The 19526-nt window shown below is 70.0% G+C and carries 23 protein-coding genes and 1 tRNA gene; 10 read left to right on the top strand and 14 right to left on the bottom strand.

From position 1 onward, the window contains the following. The first annotated feature begins 20 nt into the window (after window positions 1–20). Window positions 21–299 (top strand): hypothetical protein, encoded by a 279-nt coding sequence (locus tag DMC64_RS11475; protein WP_073846255.1) that lies wholly within the window; start codon window positions 21–23, stop codon window positions 297–299. Here DMC64_RS11475 and DMC64_RS11470 read toward each other — a convergent pair. Next, complete coding sequence (locus DMC64_RS11470) at window positions 296–796, bottom strand: molybdenum cofactor biosynthesis protein B (protein ID WP_005155592.1); 501 nt, start codon at window positions 794–796, stop codon at window positions 296–298. The genes DMC64_RS11475 and DMC64_RS11470 overlap by 4 nt on opposite strands. Before the next feature lie 122 nt (window positions 797–918). On the opposite strand from DMC64_RS11470, the gene DMC64_RS11465 reads away from it, so the two are divergent. Continuing rightward, window positions 919–1980 (top strand): NAD-dependent epimerase/dehydratase family protein, encoded by a 1062-nt coding sequence (locus DMC64_RS11465; RefSeq protein WP_125733459.1) that lies wholly within the window; start codon window positions 919–921, stop codon window positions 1978–1980. 71 nt (window positions 1981–2051) lie between these two features. Continuing rightward, a complete protein-coding gene (locus DMC64_RS11460; RefSeq protein WP_125733458.1) occupies window positions 2052–2855 on the top strand; it encodes an MBL fold metallo-hydrolase in 804 nt (267 codons plus the stop codon). Between the two features lies 1 nt (window position 2856). Here the strand turns inward: DMC64_RS11460 and DMC64_RS11455 are convergent, their stop codons facing one another. From DMC64_RS11455 to DMC64_RS11440, 4 genes are read right to left on the bottom strand one after another with little or no spacing between them, the layout of a single operon-like run. Continuing rightward, a complete protein-coding gene (locus tag DMC64_RS11455) occupies window positions 2857–4023 on the bottom strand; it encodes a serine hydrolase (RefSeq protein ID WP_125733457.1) in 1167 nt (388 codons plus the stop codon). Between the two features lie 53 nt (window positions 4024–4076). Next, entirely contained in the window at window positions 4077–5126 is a 1050-nt protein-coding gene (locus DMC64_RS11450) for a sensor histidine kinase KdpD (RefSeq protein WP_125733456.1), read from the bottom strand. After that, window positions 5123–5821, bottom strand: coding sequence for a response regulator transcription factor (locus DMC64_RS11445; protein WP_125733455.1), 699 nt, complete (start codon window positions 5819–5821; stop codon window positions 5123–5125). Before DMC64_RS11445 ends, DMC64_RS11450 begins: the two co-directional genes overlap by 4 nt. Before the next feature lie 10 nt (window positions 5822–5831). After that, a complete protein-coding gene (locus DMC64_RS11440; RefSeq protein WP_125733454.1) occupies window positions 5832–7172 on the bottom strand; it encodes a hypothetical protein in 1341 nt (446 codons plus the stop codon). A gap of 143 nt (window positions 7173–7315) precedes the next feature. On the opposite strand from DMC64_RS11440, the gene DMC64_RS11435 reads away from it, so the two are divergent. The 5 genes from DMC64_RS11435 to DMC64_RS11415 are packed head-to-tail and all read left to right on the top strand — an operon-like array spanning window position 7316 to window position 10689. Further along, window positions 7316–7972, top strand: a complete 657-nt coding sequence (locus DMC64_RS11435) for a glycosyltransferase family 2 protein (RefSeq protein ID WP_125733453.1) — start codon at window positions 7316–7318, stop codon at window positions 7970–7972. Further along, window positions 7969–8613: a DUF2064 domain-containing protein gene (locus DMC64_RS11430; RefSeq protein ID WP_125733452.1), complete on the top strand. Its 645-nt coding sequence runs from the start codon at window positions 7969–7971 to the stop codon at window positions 8611–8613. The genes DMC64_RS11435 and DMC64_RS11430 overlap by 4 nt, the downstream gene beginning before the upstream one ends. Next, complete coding sequence (locus DMC64_RS11425) at window positions 8610–9218, top strand: class I SAM-dependent methyltransferase (RefSeq protein ID WP_125733451.1); 609 nt, start codon at window positions 8610–8612, stop codon at window positions 9216–9218. Before DMC64_RS11430 ends, DMC64_RS11425 begins: the two co-directional genes overlap by 4 nt. Then, window positions 9215–10282 (top strand): molybdopterin-dependent oxidoreductase, encoded by a 1068-nt coding sequence (locus tag DMC64_RS11420; RefSeq protein ID WP_125733450.1) that lies wholly within the window; start codon window positions 9215–9217, stop codon window positions 10280–10282. Before DMC64_RS11425 ends, DMC64_RS11420 begins: the two co-directional genes overlap by 4 nt. Then, window positions 10279–10689, top strand: coding sequence for a hypothetical protein (locus tag DMC64_RS11415; RefSeq protein WP_125733449.1), 411 nt, complete (start codon window positions 10279–10281; stop codon window positions 10687–10689). The genes DMC64_RS11420 and DMC64_RS11415 overlap by 4 nt, the downstream gene beginning before the upstream one ends. 113 nt (window positions 10690–10802) lie before the next feature. Here DMC64_RS11415 and DMC64_RS11410 read toward each other — a convergent pair whose 3' ends face one another. The 3 genes from DMC64_RS11410 to DMC64_RS11400 all read right to left on the bottom strand — a co-directional run bounded on the left by DMC64_RS11410 (window position 10803) and on the right by DMC64_RS11400 (window position 14164). Continuing rightward, complete coding sequence (locus DMC64_RS11410) at window positions 10803–12212, bottom strand: S1C family serine protease (protein ID WP_125733448.1); 1410 nt, start codon at window positions 12210–12212, stop codon at window positions 10803–10805. Between the two features lie 72 nt (window positions 12213–12284). Then, entirely contained in the window at window positions 12285–13367 is a 1083-nt protein-coding gene (gene galT / locus DMC64_RS11405; protein WP_125733447.1) for a galactose-1-phosphate uridylyltransferase, read from the bottom strand. Continuing rightward, on the bottom strand, window positions 13364–14164 hold the full coding sequence (locus tag DMC64_RS11400; RefSeq protein WP_037340477.1) for a DeoR/GlpR family DNA-binding transcription regulator: 801 nt from the start codon (window positions 14162–14164) through the stop codon (window positions 13364–13366). The genes galT and DMC64_RS11400 overlap by 4 nt, the downstream gene beginning before the upstream one ends. Window positions 14165–14246: 82 nt before the next feature. Between DMC64_RS11400 and DMC64_RS11395 the strand changes: the two genes are divergently transcribed. After that, on the top strand, window positions 14247–14492 hold the full coding sequence (locus DMC64_RS11395; RefSeq protein ID WP_233629621.1) for a VOC family protein: 246 nt from the start codon (window positions 14247–14249) through the stop codon (window positions 14490–14492). A gap of 20 nt (window positions 14493–14512) precedes the next feature. Here DMC64_RS11395 and lspA read toward each other — a convergent pair whose 3' ends face one another. From lspA to DMC64_RS11365, 6 genes are all read right to left on the bottom strand, one after another. Then, the gene (gene lspA, locus DMC64_RS11390) at window positions 14513–15031 is read right to left on the bottom strand and encodes a signal peptidase II (RefSeq protein ID WP_125733446.1); all 519 of its coding nucleotides are present in this window, start codon (window positions 15029–15031) and stop codon (window positions 14513–14515) included. Continuing rightward, a complete protein-coding gene (locus tag DMC64_RS11385) occupies window positions 15009–15503 on the bottom strand; it encodes a carboxymuconolactone decarboxylase family protein (RefSeq protein ID WP_125733445.1) in 495 nt (164 codons plus the stop codon). The genes lspA and DMC64_RS11385 overlap by 23 nt, the downstream gene beginning before the upstream one ends. After that, window positions 15503–16927, bottom strand: coding sequence for a HAMP domain-containing sensor histidine kinase (locus DMC64_RS11380; protein WP_052120752.1), 1425 nt, complete (start codon window positions 16925–16927; stop codon window positions 15503–15505). Before DMC64_RS11380 ends, DMC64_RS11385 begins: the two co-directional genes overlap by 1 nt. Further along, complete coding sequence (locus tag DMC64_RS11375) at window positions 16924–17616, bottom strand: response regulator transcription factor (RefSeq protein WP_037340466.1); 693 nt, start codon at window positions 17614–17616, stop codon at window positions 16924–16926. The genes DMC64_RS11380 and DMC64_RS11375 overlap by 4 nt, the downstream gene beginning before the upstream one ends. Window positions 17617–17701: 85 nt before the next feature. Beyond that, entirely contained in the window at window positions 17702–18316 is a 615-nt protein-coding gene (locus DMC64_RS11370) for a trimeric intracellular cation channel family protein (protein WP_037340464.1), read from the bottom strand. Next, the gene (locus DMC64_RS11365; protein ID WP_005155565.1) at window positions 18316–18969 is read right to left on the bottom strand and encodes a response regulator transcription factor; all 654 of its coding nucleotides are present in this window, start codon (window positions 18967–18969) and stop codon (window positions 18316–18318) included. Before DMC64_RS11365 ends, DMC64_RS11370 begins: the two co-directional genes overlap by 1 nt. A gap of 371 nt (window positions 18970–19340) precedes the next feature. Between DMC64_RS11365 and DMC64_RS11360 the strand changes: the two genes are divergently transcribed. Then, a tRNA-Arg gene (locus DMC64_RS11360) sits at window positions 19341–19413 on the top strand. Window positions 19414–19526: the final 113 nt, after the last annotated feature.

Below are 19526 nucleotides of genomic sequence, written 5' to 3'. Positions count from 1 at the left end.
ACCGGTGGGACCATCAGCGCATGAGCATTGTCGACAAAGCGAAGGGGCTGGCCGCCCAGGCCATCCACAAAGCGGAAGAGGTCGCGGGCGAAGTCCGCGAGAAGGCCGGGCCGCTGGCCGAGAAGGCGGGCGACGTCGCGGCCAAGGGTGTCTCGGCGGCGTCCGCCGGGGCGAACAAGGTCACCGGTGGCCGGTTCGAGGACAAGATCGGCCACGTCACCGAGAAGGTGGAAGGAGTGTTGCACCAGGACAAAAAGGGCGAGCCCGGGACAGAGCCCGGACCCGCGCCCAAGAATTAAGCCTCTTCGAGCCCGGACAGCTCGTCGATCACGTACGGCACCAGCGACGAGAGTGTCGCCATGCCGTCGCGGACGGCCGCGCGTGAACCCGCGAGGTTGACCACCAGCGTGCTGCCGGAGACGCCGACGAGCCCGCGGGAGATGCCCGCGTCCACCGCGCCGGCGGCGAGGCCGGACGCGCGCAGTGCCTCGCCGATGCCCGGGATCGGGCGGTCGAGCACACCGGCCGTCGCGTCGGGCGTGCGGTCGCGCGGGGAGACCCCGGTGCCGCCGACGGTGATCACCAGATCGGCGCCGCCGATCACCGCGGTGTTGAGCGCGTTGCGGATCGCGGCCGTCTCGGCCTCGACCACGACGACGCCGTCGACGATGAATCCGGCCTCTTCGAGCAGCTCCGTGACCAACGGTCCCGTGTTGTCCTCGTGTTCGCCGTGGGCGACGCGATCGTCCACGATGACCACCAGTGCGCGGCCCAGCCGTTGTGCGCTCCGTTCCATAGGCACACCGTATCCGGTTTCGGCTGATCTTCGCTTCGGCGGTGCCGCGTAGTTGTGACGATTCCCTGACGTGAGCCGGTGATCCGGCGCCGCCGCCGGAAATCGCCCCTAGCGTCGGAGCGGTGCGAACACTGATTACCGGCGGGGCCGGGTTCATCGGCTCCCACATCGCCGATCTGCTGTCCGATCAAGGCCACGAGGTGGTCGTCCTCGACAACCTCCTCGGCACCGCGCACGGTTCGCCGCACCCGCCCGGCTACACCGGCCGACACCGGTTCCTGCGTGGCGACGTCACCGACACGGAACTGGTCGCGGAACTGCTGGACGGCGTCGACGCGGTCTGCCATCAGGCGGCCGTCGTGGGACACGGGATCGATCCGTCCGACGCGCCGTCGTACGCGCTGAACAACGACTACGGGACGGCTGTGCTGCTCGCGGCGATGCACCGGGCGAAGGTCCGGAAACTGGTGCTCGCCTCGTCGATGGTCGTCTACGGCGAAGGTCGCTACGAGTGCCCCGTCCACGGGATCGTCGCGCCGTCGGCGCGGAAACAGTCCGATGTGGATGCCGGACGCTTCGAGCCTACCTGCGCGGCTTGCGGCGCCGAGCTCGGCTGGCGGCTGGTTCCCGAAGACGCGCCGTTGCGGCCGCGGAGCACCTACGCGGCCACCAAGCTCGCCCAGGAACATCTGGCGGCGGCTTGGGCCCGGCAGACCGGCGGAACGGTCTGGGCTCTGCGCTACCACAACGTCTACGGGCCACGGATGCCGCAGAACACCCCGTATGCGGGCGTCGCGTCGCTGTTCCGATCCTCGCTTTTGCGCGGCGAGGCGCCGATCGTGCTGGAGGACGGCAAACAGCAGCGCGACTTCGTGCACGTCCACGACGTGGCGAGGGCGAACGTCCTGGCGCTGGGCACCGACGGCCCAGAAGGCGACCTGACACCGCTGAACATCTGTTCCGGGCAGCCCCACTCCGTGGGCGAACTCGCCGAGGAGCTCGCGAAGGCCTGCGACGGACCTGCCCCGAAGATCGCGGGCGGCGCCCGGCCGGCCGACGTGCGGCATGCCGTCGCGGATCCCGCTCGCGCCGAAAAGCTGCTCGGCTTCACCGCGCGAACGGGTTTCGCCGAAGGCATCGCCGGTTTCGCCACCGCTGAGCTGCGGGAACCGGTCGGTTCCTGAAACCGGGAACAGACCGGGCCCCCGGCCGGTTGTCGTTCCCGGCAACGGAATCGACTTTTTTGGGGGTTTTGGTGGGCATCACCGTCGGAGACATCGAGATCGAAGCGCTCGGGGACGGCCTGATCCGGCTGCCGCTCGCGTTCTTCCCCGGTCTCGACCCCGAAGCCCACCCCGACGTCTTCGACGAGGACGGCACCGTGCACGTCCCGACCGGCGCGTACCTGATCCGCGGCGACGGCCGCACGATCCTCGTCGACACCGGCCTCGGCCCGCGCGAATTCGCGTTCCCGCCGGGGATGACGCCCGCCAAAGGCGACCCCACCCCGCCGATGGGCACGGGCGGCGACCTCGCGGCCGCGCTCGACAAGGCCGGATGCCCGGTGGACGAGATCGACACCGTCTTCCTCACCCACCTGCACAACGACCACATCGGCTGGATCGCCCCCGAAGGCGACCTGACCTTCCCCGGTGCCCAGGTCGTCTTCGGCCAGCTCGACTGGGACGCGCTGATCGCGCCCGCCGGAACGGGCGAATGGAGCCGTGTCGGGATGGAGACCGCCCGCGGCGCGGGGCTAACCGAGGCGATCAGCGGCGACGACGTCGAGATCGCGCCCGGGATCGTGGCGCGGCACGCCCCCGGGCACACGCCCGGCCACTACGTCCTCGACATCACCGCGGACGACGAGCGTCTGCTGCTGCTCGGCGACGTCCTGCACACTCCCGCGCAGCTGACGGACTCGCGAGTCGGCTTCCTCAGCGACATCGACCCGGATCTCGCTCTCCGTACCCGGCAACGCTTTCTCGCCGAAGCGGAAGAGACCGGCGCGATCATCGCGCCGGCCCACTTCCCGGATATGGGGTTCCTACGGCTCTGAGCTACTTGCCGCAGAGCACCTTGTCGGTGAGCAGCTGGTCCGCCTTGTTGTAGGCCTGCCCCAGATCGGCCGCCGAGTCGCCGTAGGTCATGGACAACTCGAAGGTCCGGCTGCCGTCGGCCGTGCTAGCCATCACCGTTCCGAAGCCGTGGAAACCGCCCATTCCCTTGAGGACGGTGCCACAGCTCGCTTCCTGGACGTACAGCCCGAGTCCGTAGCCGCCCTTCGGGTGCGGCTTGCGCATCTCGGCGAGCAGTGGGGCGGGCAGCAGCTTTCCGCCCAGCAGCGCGGAGAAGAACGTGTGGAGATCCTTCGTGGTCGAGATCAGCTCACCGGCGCTGGACGCCCACGACGGGTTCTGGTTGGTGATGTCGACCGTCTTCCACTGCCCGGGCTTCTCCTCGTAGCGGTAGTAGCCGTGGGCGTGCGGCCCGAGGATACCCGGCCAGGTGCCGGGCACCACGGTGTCCCGGAGTCCGAGCGGCCGGAAGATCCGCCGCTGGAGCTCGTCGCCGTAAGGGCGGCCGGTGACCTTCTCGATCACCAGTCCGGCCAGGACGTAGTTGATGTTCGTGTACGTCCAGTCCGTTCCCGGCGCGAACAGCGGCGGCTTGGACAGGCCGAAGCGCACCAACTCCTCCGGCCGGTAGGCGTGATACCGGTTGTCCAGGAACTCCTTGCCCGTCAAGGGGATTCCGGGCACGATCGTGCCGTCGGGCAGCATCGCGCCGGTGTAGTCGAACAGGCCGCTGGTGTGCTGCAACAACATCCGCACGGTGATCCGCCGGTCGAGGCCGAACTCGGGCAGGTACCCGGCCACCGGCGCGTCGAGGCCGACCTTGCCCTCCCCGACCAGCTGCAGCACGGCGGTGGCCACGAAGGTCTTGGTGTTGCTGCCGATCCGGAACCGTCCGTTGGTCGGCGGTTTGGCGGCCGAGCCCAGCTCACGCACCCCGGCGCTGCCGGTCCAGTCACCTCCCGGATCGTGCACCCGCAGCTGCGCGCCGGCGAAACCGGAGGTGGCGATCTCCTCGGCCATCGCCCGCAGGTCCGGCCGGTCCCGTCCGCTGTCCGCGGCGGCCACGCCGGGCGCGACCCCGGCCAGCAGTGCGGCCGCCACCGCGGTGATCGCCGTCCGTCGGAAGAATCGCTTCGCTGAAGTGGTCATGGCGGCAACGATCGCCGTCCGCGCTGACACCGCGGTGACACGCCGCTGACACGTCAGGGCATGGCGAGCGGAAGCCGGACCTCGAACCGGCAGCCGGGTCCGTGGTTCTGGACGCCGATCCGGCCGCGATGCGCTTCCACCATGCCTTTCGCGATCGCGAGGCCGAGTCCGCCGCCGCTCGCCAGCCCACCGCGTTCGGGCGTCCGCGCCCGCGTCCCTCGGAAGGCGACGTCGAAGACGCGCCCGATTTCGTCGTCGGGGATCCCGCCGCAGCCGTCGGAAACCGCGAGCAGCGCCTCGCCGCCTTCGATGCCGATCTGGACGGCGACCGTCCCGTCCGGCGGGGTGTGCCGCACGGCGTTGGACACCAGGTTGCGCACGATCCGCGCCAGTTCCGGGTCGCTGCCGGAAACGACCGGCCACACGTTGGCGTACTCGATCATGCGCACGCGTTTCTGGTCGGCGAGCGGCGCCTGCGCGGCGACGGCGTCGCTCACGACGTCGCGCAGCGGCACCGCGGCCATGGTCAGCTGCAGCGCGCCCGCGGTGATCCGCGAAAGCTCGAACAGATCACCGACCATGCCGGACAACCGCGTGGTCTCCCCACTGATCCGCCGCGCGTAACCGGTGACCTCGATCGGGTCGGCGACGACACCGTCCGCGACGGCCTCGGCCATCGCCTGGATGCCGGCCAGCGGGCTCCGCAGGTCGTGGCTGATCCACGCGACCAGTTCGCGCCGCGACGCCTCGGCCGCGCGCTCCCGTTCCCGCGCCTCCCGTTCCCACACACTGCGGCGCGCGATCGCGCGGCCGAGCACGAGCGCCGCCGGCACGGTCACGAGCGCGACCAGCAGACAGACCAGGGTCATCGTGGTCAGCGCCGGGGTGAACATGAACCCGCTGATCCCGAGCACCGCGATCAGCGTCGCGAGCACCGGGATCAGCACGAGGATCGTCATCGTGCTGGCCAGCGAACCGTGCCGTAGCAGGTACAGGGCCAGCCCGCCGAGCAGCACCACCGGCAACGCGAACATCAGCGCGAACGGCAGGATGTGCCAGGCGTGCGCCAGCATCTCGCCGAGCGACTCCCCGGAGCCGATCATCGCCGCACCGGGTCGTATCGGTAGCCGCGGCCCCACACGGTGGCGACGCGGACGGGTTTCGCCGGATTCTTCTCGATCTTTTCCCGCAGCCGTCTGACGTGGACGGTCACGGTGGACTGGTCGCCGAAGTCCCAGCCCCAGACCTTCTCCAGCAGATCGGCGCGGGAGAACGCCACCCCGGGATGGGTGAGGAAGAACGCGAGCAGATCGAATTCCCGGCTCGTCAGGGGAAGTTCCACGCCGCCGAGGGCCGCCTGCCGGGCCGACATCTGCAACGCGAGGTCGCCGTCGGTGATCACGCGCGCCGCCGGTTCGGGGCGTGGCATCCGCGCCCGCCGCAGCACCGACGCCACCCGCAACGCGAGTTCCTTGGGGCTGAACGGTTTCGTGACGTAGTCGTCCGCGCCGAGCTGGAGTCCGGCGATGCGGTTCTCCTCCTCGCCGAGCGCGGTCAGCATCACGACCGGCACCTGGCTCACCTGCCGCAGGCGGCGGCACACCTCGAGCCCGTTGAGCCCGGGCATCATGACGTCGAGGACCACCAGGTCCGGCCCGGTCGTGGAGAACAGCCGCAGCCCCTCGGTGCCGTCCCCGGCGACGTCGACCTCGAAGCCCGCGACCTCCAGATACCGCCGGACGACGTCCCGCACGGTCTCGTCGTCGTCGACGACGAGCACGCGGCCCTGTTCTGTCATGCCATCCACCTCACCAGCTCGTCAGCACCAGATGGTTCACCACCAGCGCCGTGGCCGCCGACGCGGCGAGCCACCACCGCCGCCCCTTCGACGGCAGCAGCGCCACCGCGGGCAGCAGCCACACCTCGAACGGTAGCCAGATGCGTTCGACCTCCGCCTTCGACAGGCCGGACAGGTCGGCGAAAGCGATCGTCAGCGCCGCGGCCAGCACGATCAGCGTGACCGGCTCGCGGAACGACCGTTTCGGCTCGGCGAGGAAATCCGCGCCCGCCCGTCGTGTCCCGGCGATCACGGCGGGACCGATCGCGATCAGCACCGCCGCGATATCCGCCCACACCCAGTAGGAGTACGGGCGCAGCGTCGCGATCCCCTGGTAATAGCGCTCGACGACCAGGTGATAGCCGTCGAGCCACCAGAAACCCGCCAGCGCGAACGCCAAGACGACCACGGCCACACCCACCGTGGCGAGGAGCAGGATCCGCCACTCGCGGGTCAGCACGACGACGGCCAGCACGAGCACGCCCAGCAGCACGAGGCCGTACGAAAGGAAGAGCCCGAACCCGAGCAGCAGACCGCCGGGAAGCGCGAGGATCCGCCGTCGTGTGGCGAGCGCCAGCAGCGCGATCCCGGTCGCCGTGACCCCCGCGAAGAGCCCGTCCGCGGACACCCCGATCCAGATCGCGCCCGGGGTCAGCACCGCGAACGGCAGGACCGTCCTCGCGGCGTCCTCCCGCCCCAGCGCGGCGAGCGTCACCGGCACCGCGACCACGGCCAGGCACCCGACGAGCACGACGACCGTCGAAGCCCACGCGCCGCCCTGCAGGCCGAGCCGGTCGAGCCAGACGAAGACCAGCGTCGCGCCCGGCGGATGCCCGGAAACGTGCGTCGTCCACGAGTCCGGCTGGAAGTCGAGGATGCGCGAGGAGAATTCGGTCAGCATCGCCGGGATGTCGGTGATGCCGGGGACCTCGTGCAGGTACTCGTGTTCCGTGGTGAGCCTGCCGGTGAAACCGCGCGCCCAGCCGTCGATCATCGCCAGCGAGAACGTCCACGCCAGCGCGGTCACGTAACCGAGCGCCAGCAGCGGACGCCATCGCAGCCGCGCGGCGAGCGAGGGACCTTTGGTGACGACGAGGAGCGCGAGCACCACGGCGGCGACCGAACCCGGCCCCACGTGCGGCAGCCACAAACCGAACAGCGGCGGCGCGAACGCGTAGATCACCACGCCGGAACCGGGACGGTTGTAGTAGAGGCCGACGCCGATCGCGGCGGCGACCACGAGCATCGCCAGCCCCACGGCGATCAGATCGGCCCGGCGACCGGTACGGGAAGGGGCGGTGACAGTGGACATCACCGGCACCGTAACCGCGTTCCCCCGGTCCGGCGGCCTGGGCGCGCGATCCGTCAGAACTCGGTAAGAACTTCGCCGACGTCATGATTCGGTAAGCACGGCAAGGGTTTTCGTCCGTCCATCCCGGACATAGCGTGCTTTGCGTGAACGATGACCAGGTTGACGTCGTGCTCCCCTGTCTCGACGAGGCCGGTGCCCTGCCCGGCGTACTGACGGCGTTGCCCGAGCGGTATCGGGCGATCGTGGTCGACAACGGCTCCACGGACGGTTCCGCCGAGATCGCGGCCGGGCTCGGGGCGAAGGTCGTCCATGAACCCCGGCGCGGCTACGGGGCCGCCGTGCACACGGGGCTGGAAGCGGCGACGGCGGACGTCGTCTGCTTCGCCGATGCCGACGGTTCTCTCGATCTCGCCGAACTGCCGATGCTCGTCCAGAGCCTCGCGGACGCGGATCTGGCGGTCGGGCGGCGGGTGCCGACCGGACCGGGAGTCTGGCCGTGGCACGCGAGAGCCGGGAACGCGTTGATCTCGTCGCTGTTACGGCACAAAGGATTGCCCGTGCGGGACATCGCGCCGTTGCGGGCAGTCCGGCGGCAGGCACTGCTCGATCTCGACGTCACCGATCGCGCCTTCGGCTACCCGCTCGAACTGCTGATCAAGGCGAAGCGCGCGGGCTGGCGGGTCACCGAATTCGACGTGTCCTACGGCGAACGCGCCAAGGGCACGAAGTCGAAGGTCTCCGGTTCGCTCCGGGGAACCTTGCGCGCCACACGGGATTTCGGGCGGGTGCTGAGCCGATGACCTTCTGCCTGTTGATCGTCGCCAAGGCGCCCGTGCCCGGTTTCGCGAAGACGCGGCTGTGCCCGCCCGCGACGCCGGAACAGGCCGCCGAGATCGCGGCCGCCTCGCTGCTCGACACCCTCGACGCCGCCCTCCGGACCCCGGACGCACGCGTGGTCGTCGCCATGACCGGCGACCTCGGCGAGGCTGCCCGCGGCACGGAAATCGCCGCAGCACTCCGAAAGACCGACGTGATCCCGCAACGCGGGGAAGGTTTCGACATCCGGCTCGTCAACGCGCACGCGGACGCTCCCCGCCCTGGGGAGCCGGTCTTGCAGATCGGCATGGACACGCCTCAGGTCACCCCGGAGCTCCTGGCCGACGCGGCGAACAGGCCTGAGGATTCCGTCCTCGGGCCTGCCGAGGACGGTGGCTGGTGGGCATTGGGGCTCAAGGATCCGTTACACGCCAAGGCTCTCGCCGGGGTCCCGATGTCGCGTGACGACACCGGACGGCAGACCCTGCGCGTACTGGCGGACGTCGGGCTCCACCCCGGGCAGCTGCCCACACTGTCCGATGTGGACACCATCGCGGACGCTCGCCGCGTCGCCGCAGTGGCGCCGCACGGCCGGTTCGCCCGAGCGGTGGGCGAAGTCCGGTGACCGCCTTCGACCGCGGCCTGCTCGGCCACCGCTGCTGGCTGGAACTGGCGACCGGCGAACGCGTCGACCTGCCGGTGGACCGCTGGACGGCCATCCCCTGCGAAGGCGACGAAGTCCTCCTCGACGCCTGTGACGGCCCGACCCTCGACGTCGGCTGCGGCCCCGGCAGGCTCACCGCCGCGCTGTCCGAACGCGGGGTCGCCTCGCTCGGGGTCGACATCTCCGCCACCGCCGTGCGGCTCACCCACGACCGGGGCGCCGCCGCGCTCCATCGCGACGTCTTCGACCGGCTCCCCGGCGAAGGACGCTGGCGGCATGTCCTGCTCGCGGACGGGAACATCGGCATCGGCGGTGATCCGCACCGCCTCCTGACCCGGATGGCGGAACTGGTCGCCACCGGCGGGACGGTGCTCGTCGAACTCGACCCGCCCGGCCGCGGCCTCCGCCAGGACCGGGTCCGCCTGCGCCCCGACGACGGCGCCTGGTTCACCTGGGCGTGGGTCGGTGTCGAAGCGATCGCGGACCTCGCCGCCCGCACCGCGTTCCGCGTCGCCTGGTCCACCAGCCACGGCCACCGCTGGTTCGCCTGTCTGGAGAAAGCATGAACACGCCTTCGGAACGCGTGACGTCCCGGATCGGGCTCGCCCTCGCCGTCACGTTCACCCTGTGCTTCGTCACCGGCCTGATCAGCCATCTCATCCAGCATCCGCCGTCGTGGTTCGGCTGGCCGAGCCGTCCGGTCTGGCTGTACCGGGTCACCCAGGGCACGCACGTGATCTCCGGGATCGCATCGATTCCCTTGCTGCTGGCCAAACTCTGGAGTGTCTACCCGAAACTCTTCGAGCGACCGGTGATCCGTTCGCTGCCGCACGCGCTCGAACGCCTGTCGATCCTCGTGCTTTCCGCGGCCGCCTTCTTCGAACTCGTCACCGGCCTGTTCAACGTCGCGCAGAACTATCCGTGGAACTTCAACTTCCCGCAGCTGCACTACGCGGTCGCGTGGGTGGCGATCGGCTCGATCCTGGTGCACATCGCGGTGAAACTCCCCATCGTCCGCCGTTCGCTCACGACGAAGCCCGAACCCTCGCGGCGCGCATTCCTCCGCACGACCTGGCTGGCCGCGGGGGTCGCGGTCGTGGCGACCGCCGGAGCGACGGTTCCGTTGCTGCGCACCGTTTCCGGGCTGTCGTGGCGGAGCGACAAAGGCTCGCAGGGGTTGCCGGTGAACCGGACCGCCGTGGCGGCCGGTGTCCTGGACACGGCGAAAGATCCGAACTGGCGGCTTTCGGTGGTGACCCCGAACGGCACCAGAACCTATTCCCTGGACGAACTCCGTGCCCTGCCGAGGACTTCGGCCGAACTGCCGATCGCGTGCGTCGAGGGCTGGAGCGAGTCCGCCCACTGGAGCGGGGTCTCCCTGCCGGAGTTGTTGCGGCACGCCGGAAGTACGCCGGGGACACCGATCCGCGTGTTCTCGCTCGAGAAGGCGGGGCCGTACGGGATCAGCGATCTCCCCGGCGAGCACACCGCGGACGATCTCACCCTGCTGGCGCTGGAACTCAACGGCGAGGTGCTCGACGCGGACCACGGCTTCCCGTGCCGGATCATCGCCCCGAACCGGCCCGGCGTCCTGCAGACGAAATGGGTCACCCGCTTGGAGACGCTGTGAAGACGTTGCGGTTGCTGTTGTTCCTGCCCGGCCTCGCCGCGCTCGCCTGGGGCGCGGTGCTGTTCTCCGAGTACGCGTTCCCGCTGCGCCCGGACGTCTTCGGGACACTCGGCTGGCTCGCCGGCGGTCCGCTGGTCCACGACCTGCTGATCGCGCCGCTGGTCGGCGCCGTGGGTTTCGCGCTGAGCAGGTTCCTCCCGGATCGGTGGAAGACCCCCGTGAAGACGGGCGCGGTGCTCACCGGTGTCCTGACGCTGCTCGCGTTCCCGTTGCTGTGGCGGCCTTTCGGCGGCGCTCGGAACCCGGGCCTGCACGACGCCGATACCGTCACGGGCCTGCTCGTCACCCTGGCGGTCGTCTGGCTCGGCGTGCTCGTGGCCGTGTTCCTCAGGCGGAAGACGCATTAAAAGGGGCCACGCGCGACCGGGATTGGCAGCCGGTCGCACGTGGCCTCCGAGGTCCGGCCCGCTGGGGGTTCGAGCCGGAGCTGGTCTCGGCCGCGCACTGCGGCCGAGCGTCTCTAGTTCGGTGTGACGGGCTGGCCGCCGAGGGTCACCTCGATGACCTTGCCACCGCTGAGGGTGAACTTCACCTTGTCGTTCGGCGCCCTGGTGCGGATCTCGGCGACGAGCGCGTCCGCGTTGGGGATCGACCGGTCGTCCAGCTTCGTCACAACGTCGCCGGATTTGAGGCCCGCCTTCTCGGCGGGGCTGCCCGGCGTGATCTCGCCGAGCTGCGCCCCACCGGTCGGCGCCGTCTGCACCCGTGCGCCGATGAAGGTCTGCGTCGCCTGGCCGGTGTTGATGATGTCGTCGGCCGTGCGGCGCGCCTGGTCGATCGGGATCGCGAAACCGATGCCGACGTTTCCGCCGCTCTCGCCGCCCTGGCCCTGCGCGGACTTCGGGCTGTAGATCGCCGAGTTGATGCCGATGACCTGGCCGGCCATGTTCGCGAGCGGGCCGCCCGAGTTGCCGGGGTTGATCGCCGCGTCGGTCTGCACCGCCGACATGACCGTGGTCTGGTCGCCGTTGCCGCCCGCGCTCACCGGCCGGTTCAGCGCGCTGACGATGCCCGACGTGACCGTGCCCGTCAGCTCGAACGGCGAACCGATCGCGACCACCGGCTGCCCGACCCGCAGGTCGTCGGACCGGCCGAGCTCCACCGGGGTCAGGCCGCTGACGCCGCTGACCTTCACCACGGCGATATCCGTCGTGGGGTCGCGGCCGACGACCGTCGCCGTGCCCTTCTTGCCGTCCTGGAACACCGCCTGGATCTGCCCGCCACCGGCGGCGACCTCGACGACGTGGTTGTTGGTGAGCACGTAACCGTCGGTGCTGAGCACGAAGCCGGAGCCCTCGCCCGCCCCCGAGCGGCCGGAGACCTGCAGCTCGACCACGCTCGGCGACAGCTTCTGCGCCACGGCCTCGACCGAACCGGCGGGCAGATTGCCCGTCTGCTGGGCGGGCTTCGGCGCGTCGAGCGCGTTCACGGCGGAGCCGCCGGACCCGTCACCGGTCAGGTAGCCGACCGTGCCACCCGCGACCCCGCCGACCACGAGCGCGATCGCCGCGACACCGGCGAGCAGCTTGCCCGACGTGGACTTCTGCGCCTGGCGCTGCTGCGGGACCGCGTAGACGGACGGACCCGGCTGGGTGAACGGCGTCTGCTGGCCGGGGATCTGGTGCCCCTGGGTGTACTGGCCCTGCGCCTGGTGTTCCTGGGTCTGAGTCTGCTGGGCCTGCGGCGACCACGGGTTGTACTGCTGCTCCGCGGGGTAGGCCTGCTGCGCTCCGGTGTGCGGAGTGGCATGGCCGCCGAGGCCGGTCGCGTCGGGCTGCTGCGGCGCGGGCTGAGCCGCCCAGTTCGCGCTCTGCTCCGCCTCCGGCCGATCGCCGGCGGGCCGCGCCTTCTCGGCGTCGTTCTCGGTCATGTCTTCACCTTGCGGGATGGTCCTGAGAAGTTCCTGAGCCAAAGCTGTGCATCGCACATGAGTATGGCCCTGTCAGCGGGTGGCGCGCAGCCTGTCCGCGATCTGCTCGGGGGTGGCGTCGTTGATCCACACGGCCATCCCGGACTCCGAACCCGCCAGGTACTTCAGCTTGTCCTTGGACCGCAGGACCGAGAAGACCTCCAGGTACAGCCAGCCGAGTTCGCGGTCGCGTTTGGCGGGCGCCTGGTTCCAGGCCGCGATGTAGGGCAACGGCCGGTCGTAGAGCCCGTCGCAGCGGCGGAGGACTTCGAGGTAGACGTCGGCGAAGTCGTCACGCTCGGCGTCCGAAAGCGCCGGGATGTCGGGCACCTGGCGATGCGGCACGATCTGGACCTGCACGGGCCAGCGCGCGGCGGGCGGCACGAACGCCGTCCAGTGCTCGCCCGCGACCACGACCCGTTCCCCGGACGCCCGCTCGGCGGCCAGGACGTCCCCCATCACCGGACGGCCGTGCTCCGCCTCGTAGGCGCGGGCGACCTCCAACAGGCGCTCGGTCTTCGGCGTGACGAACGGGTAGCCGTAGATCTGACCGTGCGGATGGTGCAGGGTCACGCCGATCTCTTCGCCGCGGTTCTCGAACGGGAAGACCTGCTCGACACCGTGCATCGCGGACAGTTCGGCGGTGCGGTCGGCCCAGGCGTCGACGACCGCGCGGACCTGTTTCGCCGTTAGCCCGGCGAAAGAACCGTCGTGGTCGCTGGTGAAGCAGACGACCTCGCAACGACCGACACCCGGCGCGACCGGTACCAGCCCCGCTCCATCCACTGTGGACGGATCACCGAGGACGTTGCGGGCGAAGGAAGGGAACCTGTTTTCGAACACCGCGACGTCGTAGTCCGGCTCCGGGATCTCACTGGGTTTCCCGGGTTTCGTGGGGCACAACGGGCACAGGTCGGCGGGCGGTTTGTAGGTGCGCGTCTGCCGGTGCGCGGCCATCGCGACCCATTCGCCGGTCAGCGGGTCGCGCCGGATCTCCGACGCGGCGGCGACCCGGGGCAGGTCACGCGTGTCCTCGGCGGTGCGTTCGGTCGCGCCCGGTGCGTCGAAGTAGATGATCTCCCGGCCGTCGGCCAGGTGCCTAACCGTGCGCTTCACGCTTCTTCAGCCTCAGCCGTCTCCGCCGTTTCGGCGATCATCAGCTCACCCGCCTGTTCGGTGAGCGTTTCCCTTGCGTTGTCGGACAAACCGTCGTCCGAGACGACGACGTCGGCCTCTTCGAGCCCGGCGATGGTGGAGATCCCGACGATGCCCCATTTGGTGTGGTCGGCCAGCACGACCAGCTTGCGGCCCGCCTCGACCAGCGCGCGGTCGGTCTCGGATTCGGTGAGGTTCGGCGTGGTGAACCCGGGGCCGTCGGCCATCCCGTGCACGCCGAGGAAGACGACGTCCAGATGCAGCGACCGCAGGCTCTGCACGGCGACCGGCCCGACCAGCGCGTCCGACGGGGTGCGGACGCCGCCGGTGAGGACGACCGTGCGATCCGGCTGGTTCGCGCCGCGCAGCACGTCGGCGACCTGGATGGAGTTCGTGACGATCGTCAGGCCGGGGACCTCGTCGAGCGCCCTGGCGAGCGTCCAGGTGGTGGTGCCGGCGGAGATGCCGATCGCGGTGCCCGGCCGGACCAGCCCGGCGGCGAGGGCGGCGATGGCCTCCTTCTGCGCGCGCTGGCGCACGGATTTGGCCTCGAAACCGGGTTCGTCGGTGCTCTTGCCGACGATGGAGGTGGCGCCGCCGTAGACCTTTTCGACCAGACCCCGGCTCGCGAGCACGTCGAGGTCGCGGCGCACCGTCATATCGGAAACGCCGAGCCTCACGACGAGATCGCTGACCCGGACCGCCCCGGTCCGGCGCGCCTCCTCGAGGATCACCGCCTGTCGTTGCCGCGCGAGCAAGACGCCTCCCTGGATCAACTACACAAAATCCTACACGATCAAACATGGCGCGACGAGCCGAGCCGCCTGGCACCATGAGGCCGTGGCCAGGCTTCGCGACGTCGTCTTCGACTGCCGGCATCCGGCTTCGCTCGCCCGCTTCTGGGCGGCCGCGCTCGACGGCTACGAAGTCGCACCCTATGACGAAGAGGAGCTTGATCGCCTTCGTTCCCTGGGGTTTTCCGGTCCCGACGAGGATCCTTCGGTCCTGGTCGAAGCGGCATCGGGACCGCGGCTCTTCTTCAACCTGGTGCCGGAAGCGAAGCTGGTCGTGCTCGCGGATCCCTGAAGGGAACGAGTTCTGCCTCGTTACTCCTCCGCCGTCTCCTTGACGCCCTCGATCGGGACACCGCGGAAACTCAACACGAACAACGAGACCGCGCCGAAGAACAGCGCGATATCCGCGACGTTCCCGACGAACCAGCCGTTGTAGTCGATGAAGTCGACGACGTGACCGCGCGCGAAGCCGGGCTCGCGGAACAGGCGGTCTCCCAGGTGGGTCGTCGCGCCGCCGAGCAGCAGCCCAAGCGAGATCGCCCAGCCCGCCGAACGGACCTTGCGGGAGATCCACAGCAGCGCGACCACCGCGGCCGCCGCCAGGATCGCGAAGATCCAGGTGGAGTTCGCGCCCAGCGAGAACGCCGCGCCCGGGTTGTAGAGCAGCCGGAACCGGATGAAGTCGCCGATCACCGGGATCGGCGCGTGGTCGGTGAGGGCGTCGACCGCCCACCATTTGGTCAACTGGTCCGCGGCCAGCAGCACCGCGGCCACCAGCAGTGTCCATAGCAGACGGCGGGGCGGCAGCTCAGGCGCGTTCTCGGTGCTCATCACCCGTCAGCGTAATGGCGAGCGCGTTGAGCGCGGCGGGGAAGCCCACGTACACGGCGAGATGGAGGATCGCCTCGACGGCCTCCCGGAGCTCACCCGCGTCCTTCGCTTCCTGAAGGACGTCGGCCAGTTCCGGCGCCACGCCGCCCTTCGCCGTGTACACCGCGATCCGCTTGAGCCGCCGCGTCGTTTCGTCGTCCTGTGCCAGGTCACCGCCGACGTTCGCCACGGCGTCGCGGTGGAACCGAAGCTGCGCCTCCGCGTATCCCAACGTCTCCAGCGCCGCGACGGTGATCACTTGCCGCTGTGCCAGCGAAAGCCCCGGCCGCTGGTAGACGCCGCCATAGACGAAGGCGACCGCTTCCCTGCCGTAGTCCGTCGCCTCGACTGCGTCGAACAGCTCCAGCACCGCGGGGTTCTCGACGCCGCCGAGAAGCCGGAGCAGTTCGAGGCCCTTGCCGTAATCACCCATCAGGCCGGGGCTCCCGGGAGCCGCAACGTCATCAGCGCGCCGCCGGTGGACGCGCGGCCCGCGTAGACGTCGCCGCCGTGCCGCTGCGCCGCGTGCTGGACGATCGCGAGGCCGAGCCCGGAACCGGGCAGCGTCCGCGCCTCCGACGAGCGGTAGAAGCGGTCGAACACCTTCGGCAGATCCTCGTCGGCGATCCCCGGCCCGGAGTCCTCGACTTCGAGTACCGCCGTGCCGTCGCCGACCGGGTACAGCCGGACCCCGACCGTCGAGCCCTCCGGCGAGAACTTCACCGCGTTGTCCAGCAGGTTCAGCACCGCGCGTTCCAGCGCGCTGGTGTCGCCGGTCAGCACCCACGGCTGGAGCGAGACGTCGAACTCGATCTCGCCCGCGCGGCGGCGTGCCCGGTCCAGCGCGCGCTCGACGACGTCGACCATCTCGACCCGCTCGTGCTCGATCCGCGGCTCGTCCTGACGCGCGAGTTCGACGAGGTCGCCGATCAGCTGGGTCAGCTCGTCGAGCTGGCCGCGGATGTCGGCCTCGATGTCGCTGCGGTCCTCGTCGGACAGCGTCCGCGCGCCCGGCCTGCTCGCGGACAGGAGCAGCTCCAGGTTCGTGCGCAACGACGTCAGCGGGGTGCGCAGTTCGTGGCCGGCGTCGGCGACGAGTTGCCGTTGGCGTTCCTGCGATTCGGCGACCGTGCCCAGCATCGTGTTGAAACTCTGGGTGAGACGGGCGAGTTCGTCGTCGCCGCTGACCGGGATCGGTCGCAGGTCGCCCGTGGTGGCGACGCGTTCCGCCGCCGACGTGAGCCGGTCGACCGGCCTCAGCCCCGCTCTCGCGACCGCCGTTCCCGCCGCCGCGGCGACCAGGATCCCGGCGCCGCCGATCAGGAACAGGACCACGGAAAGCTCGTTCAGGGTGCGCTTGGTCGGGCCGAGCGACTGGGCGAGCACCATCGCCTGGCCGGCGCCCTGCGGGAGGGCGACGACCCGGCTGTCGGTCTTCGGGTCGGTGCGCAGGGAGAAGGCCTTGTCCCCGGAGGCGACGGCGATCTCGTCGTCGCCGTACGGCGGGCGGCTGCCGGACTGCGGATAGGTCAGCCGGACCTTCTGCCCCACCGTCAGCTGGCCGATCTGCAGGTCCGCGCTGGCCAGGAAGGCGCCGGGGACCTGCTGCAGTTCGGTCTGCACCTGCGGCGAATCGACCGCGGCCTGCGCGCGGGCGAGCAGGTTGTCGTCCACCTGCTGGTAGAGGTTGTCGCGCACGACGAGATACGCGCCGAGGGAGACCAGCGCCACCGCGCCCGCCACCGACGCGGCGGCGAGCAGCGTCACCCTGCCGCGGAGCGAGAAGCGCCGCGTGCCCCAGCGGTCGCCGCGCGGATCCTTTTCGGACACGTCGACGACCGGGACCGGCTCCGTCACGGCGGGGTTTCCCTCAGCACGTAGCCCACTCCCCGCACCGTGTGGATCAGCCTCGGTTCGTTCCCAGCCTCGGTCTTTCGGCGCAAATAACCGACGTAGACCTCCAGCGCGTTGCCCGACGTCGGGAAGTCGTATCCCCATACTTCCTCCAGGATCCGGCTGCGGGTCAGCACGTGCTTCGGGTACGAGAGGAACAGCTCCAGCAGGGCGAACTCGGTCCTGGTGAGACTGATCTCCCGCCCGGCGCGGCGCACCTCGCGCGTCCCCGGGTCCAAGGTGAGGTCCGCGAACGAGAGGACCTCGGCGTTCTGACCGGCCTGCGGATCCGGGATCGCCCGGCGCAGAAGCGCGCGAAGGCGCGCGAGCAGCTCTTCGAGCGCGAAGGGCTTCGGCAGGTAGTCGTCGGCCCCGGCGTCGAGGCCGGACACGCGATCCGAAACGGTGTCTCGCGCGGTCAGCACGAGGATCGGCAGGTCGTCACCGGTGCTCCGCAGCCTCCGGGCGACCTCCAGGCCGTCGAGCCGCGGCATCATCACGTCGAGGACCATCGCGTCCGGTCTGTTGGCGATGATCGCTTCCAGGGCCTGCGCGCCGTCCCCGGCCAGTTCCACCTGGTACCCGTTGAACTCAAGGGATCGCCTGAGTGATTCACGGACGGCCCTGTCGTCGTCCACTACGAGGATGCGCATGGCGACAGTCTTACGCAGAGTGCTGAGACTCGCCTAAGAACACACACAGAACCAACAAAGGAAATCCGGCGGTCCGGAAGACGTTTCAGCCGGTCTCGGGCCCTTTTGCAACAGGTGCGTTCCATCTACGCCACAAAGCGAGCATCCGGACCCCCACGACGGCGGCGGCTGCTACCACCGTCACCGGCCCCGGTGGCAGTCGCAGAGCGTGACCGATCACGACGAGTACGGCCCCCGCGAGCGCCGCGACCGCGTAGATCTCCTTCCGCAGCACGAGCGGGATTTCCCGCAGCAGGAGATCACGCACCGCACCGCCGCCGATACCCGTCGTCATGCCGATCAGGCACGCCGCGTAGGGAGTGGCGCCCGCGTTCAACGCGATGGTGGTCCCCGCCGTCGCGAACACCCCGAGCCCGAGCGCGTCCGCGAGGAGTACGGCACGCCGCAGCTTCGCGATCTGCGGATGGAAGACGAACACGATCAGCGCCGTCCCGCCGCAGACCGCGAGATAAGGCCAGGTCCGCAGGGTGGTGGGCGGCGTGATCCCGAGCAGGACGTCGCGGATGACCCCGCCGCCGAGCGCGGTCGTCAACCCGACGACCACGACTCCGAAGACGTCCAACCTGGACCGCACCGCCGCGAGCGCCCCCGAAGCGGCGAACGCGATCAAGCCGAGGAACTCGAGGGCGGTGAGGATCATTACTGGTCGAGCAGGCCACCGCGGTAGGCCAGCAGCGCGGCCTGCACCCGGTTCGCCGCACCGATCTTGGACAGGACCGCCGAGACGTAACCCTTGACCGTGGCCTCGGACAGGTGAAGGCGGCCGCCGATCTCGGCGTTGGACAGCCCCTGACCGATCAGCCCGACGACCTCACGCTCCCGCTCGGACAACGAGGCGAGCAGCTTGCGCGCCGGCTGTGCGGCCCGCTGTTCGTCCCGATGCGACTGCACCATGCGCGCCGCGACCCCAGGGTCGAGCACCGCGCCGCCGCGGGCCAGGTCGCGCACCGCCCTGAGCAGCGCCGCCGGGTCGATGTCCTTGAGGAGGAAGCCGTTGGCCCCGAGCCTGAGCGCGAGACTGACGTAGTCGTCGATGTCGAACGTGGTCAACATGGCCACGGTCGGCGGATCCGGCAGGGCCAAGATCGCCCTGAGCGCGCGAATGCCGTCGTCGGGCGCCCGCATCTTGATGTCGAGCAGCGCGACGTCGGGGTGGTACCTCCGGGCGACCTCGACCGCTGATCTCCCGTCGCTCGCCTCGCCCACGATCTCGATATCGGCAGCGCCCGACATCATGGCACGCAGGCCCGAACGGACCAGTTCCTCGTCGTCGGCGAACATGAGCTTGATCAACGAAGCCCTCCGGCAGCCGGGGGAGCGGCGTCTCGCGTCCCGTTAACGAAGATTACCTACTGTTGTTCAGGGTTTCGAAACCAGACACGTACGAGTGACCCGCGCGGGTCATCTGTGTCGATCTAGCGCTCGATTCAGACCCTGTTTTGCCTGGATCGAGTGTCGCCGCTCCCGGGCGGATCCGCAGGTCGAGTGTCACTGGACGGCCACTGTCGCTGTCCGGCCGCATGCTGTCGCCAGCCTGCCGGGCAACCGCCGTTCGGGGCATTTCGGACTTTCACCGGGCCGGCCGCTTGGTCCGCCCGGGTGTGACTTGCGACCTCGCGCTCGGGCGGCTCGCGTCACCCGGTAGGCTGCGCCTGGCAGTACATGCCCTCGTAGCTCAGGGGATAGAGCACCGCTCTCCTAAAGCGGGTGTCGCAGGTTCGAATCCTGCCGGGGGCACATCACTCGGCTTGCGGCCGCACATCCACCTTCGGCGGGCCCGCGGTGCTCGCCCGGTTCCCGGGCAAGATCAACCGTTTGCCGGGACACATGCCGTTCCTCCTCCATTACGA

Source organism: Amycolatopsis sp. WAC 04197 (assembly GCF_003947475.1).
In the GTDB taxonomy this organism is placed as follows: domain Bacteria; phylum Actinomycetota; class Actinomycetes; order Mycobacteriales; family Pseudonocardiaceae; genus Amycolatopsis; species Amycolatopsis japonica.
Note: the sequence above shows the minus strand (reverse complement) of the source record. Positions and strands in the feature narration are given on the sequence as shown.

Coding starts and splice junctions, on each gene's coding strand:
- DMC64_RS11455 (WP_125733457.1), bottom strand. CDS start 4,023: ATGACCACTTCAGCGAAGCGATTCTTCCGACGGACGGCGATCACCGCG.
- DMC64_RS11440 (WP_125733454.1), bottom strand. CDS start 7,172: ATGTCCACTGTCACCGCCCCTTCCCGTACCGGTCGCCGGGCCGATCTG.
- DMC64_RS11420 (WP_125733450.1), top strand. CDS start 9,215: ATGAACACGCCTTCGGAACGCGTGACGTCCCGGATCGGGCTCGCCCTC.
- DMC64_RS11410 (WP_125733448.1), bottom strand. CDS start 12,212: ATGACCGAGAACGACGCCGAGAAGGCGCGGCCCGCCGGCGATCGGCCG.
- lspA (WP_125733446.1), bottom strand. CDS start 15,031: ATGAGCACCGAGAACGCGCCTGAGCTGCCGCCCCGCCGTCTGCTATGG.
- DMC64_RS11430 (WP_125733452.1), top strand. CDS start 7,969: ATGACCTTCTGCCTGTTGATCGTCGCCAAGGCGCCCGTGCCCGGTTTC.
- DMC64_RS11385 (WP_125733445.1), bottom strand. CDS start 15,503: ATGGGTGATTACGGCAAGGGCCTCGAACTGCTCCGGCTTCTCGGCGGC.
- DMC64_RS11450 (WP_125733456.1), bottom strand. CDS start 5,126: ATGATCGGCTCCGGGGAGTCGCTCGGCGAGATGCTGGCGCACGCCTGG.
- DMC64_RS11475 (WP_073846255.1), top strand. CDS start 21: ATGAGCATTGTCGACAAAGCGAAGGGGCTGGCCGCCCAGGCCATCCAC.
- DMC64_RS11370 (WP_037340464.1), bottom strand. CDS start 18,316: ATGATCCTCACCGCCCTCGAGTTCCTCGGCTTGATCGCGTTCGCCGCT.
- DMC64_RS11470 (WP_005155592.1), bottom strand. CDS start 796: ATGGAACGGAGCGCACAACGGCTGGGCCGCGCACTGGTGGTCATCGTG.
- DMC64_RS11375 (WP_037340466.1), bottom strand. CDS start 17,616: ATGCGCATCCTCGTAGTGGACGACGACAGGGCCGTCCGTGAATCACTC.
- DMC64_RS11445 (WP_125733455.1), bottom strand. CDS start 5,821: ATGACAGAACAGGGCCGCGTGCTCGTCGTCGACGACGACGAGACCGTG.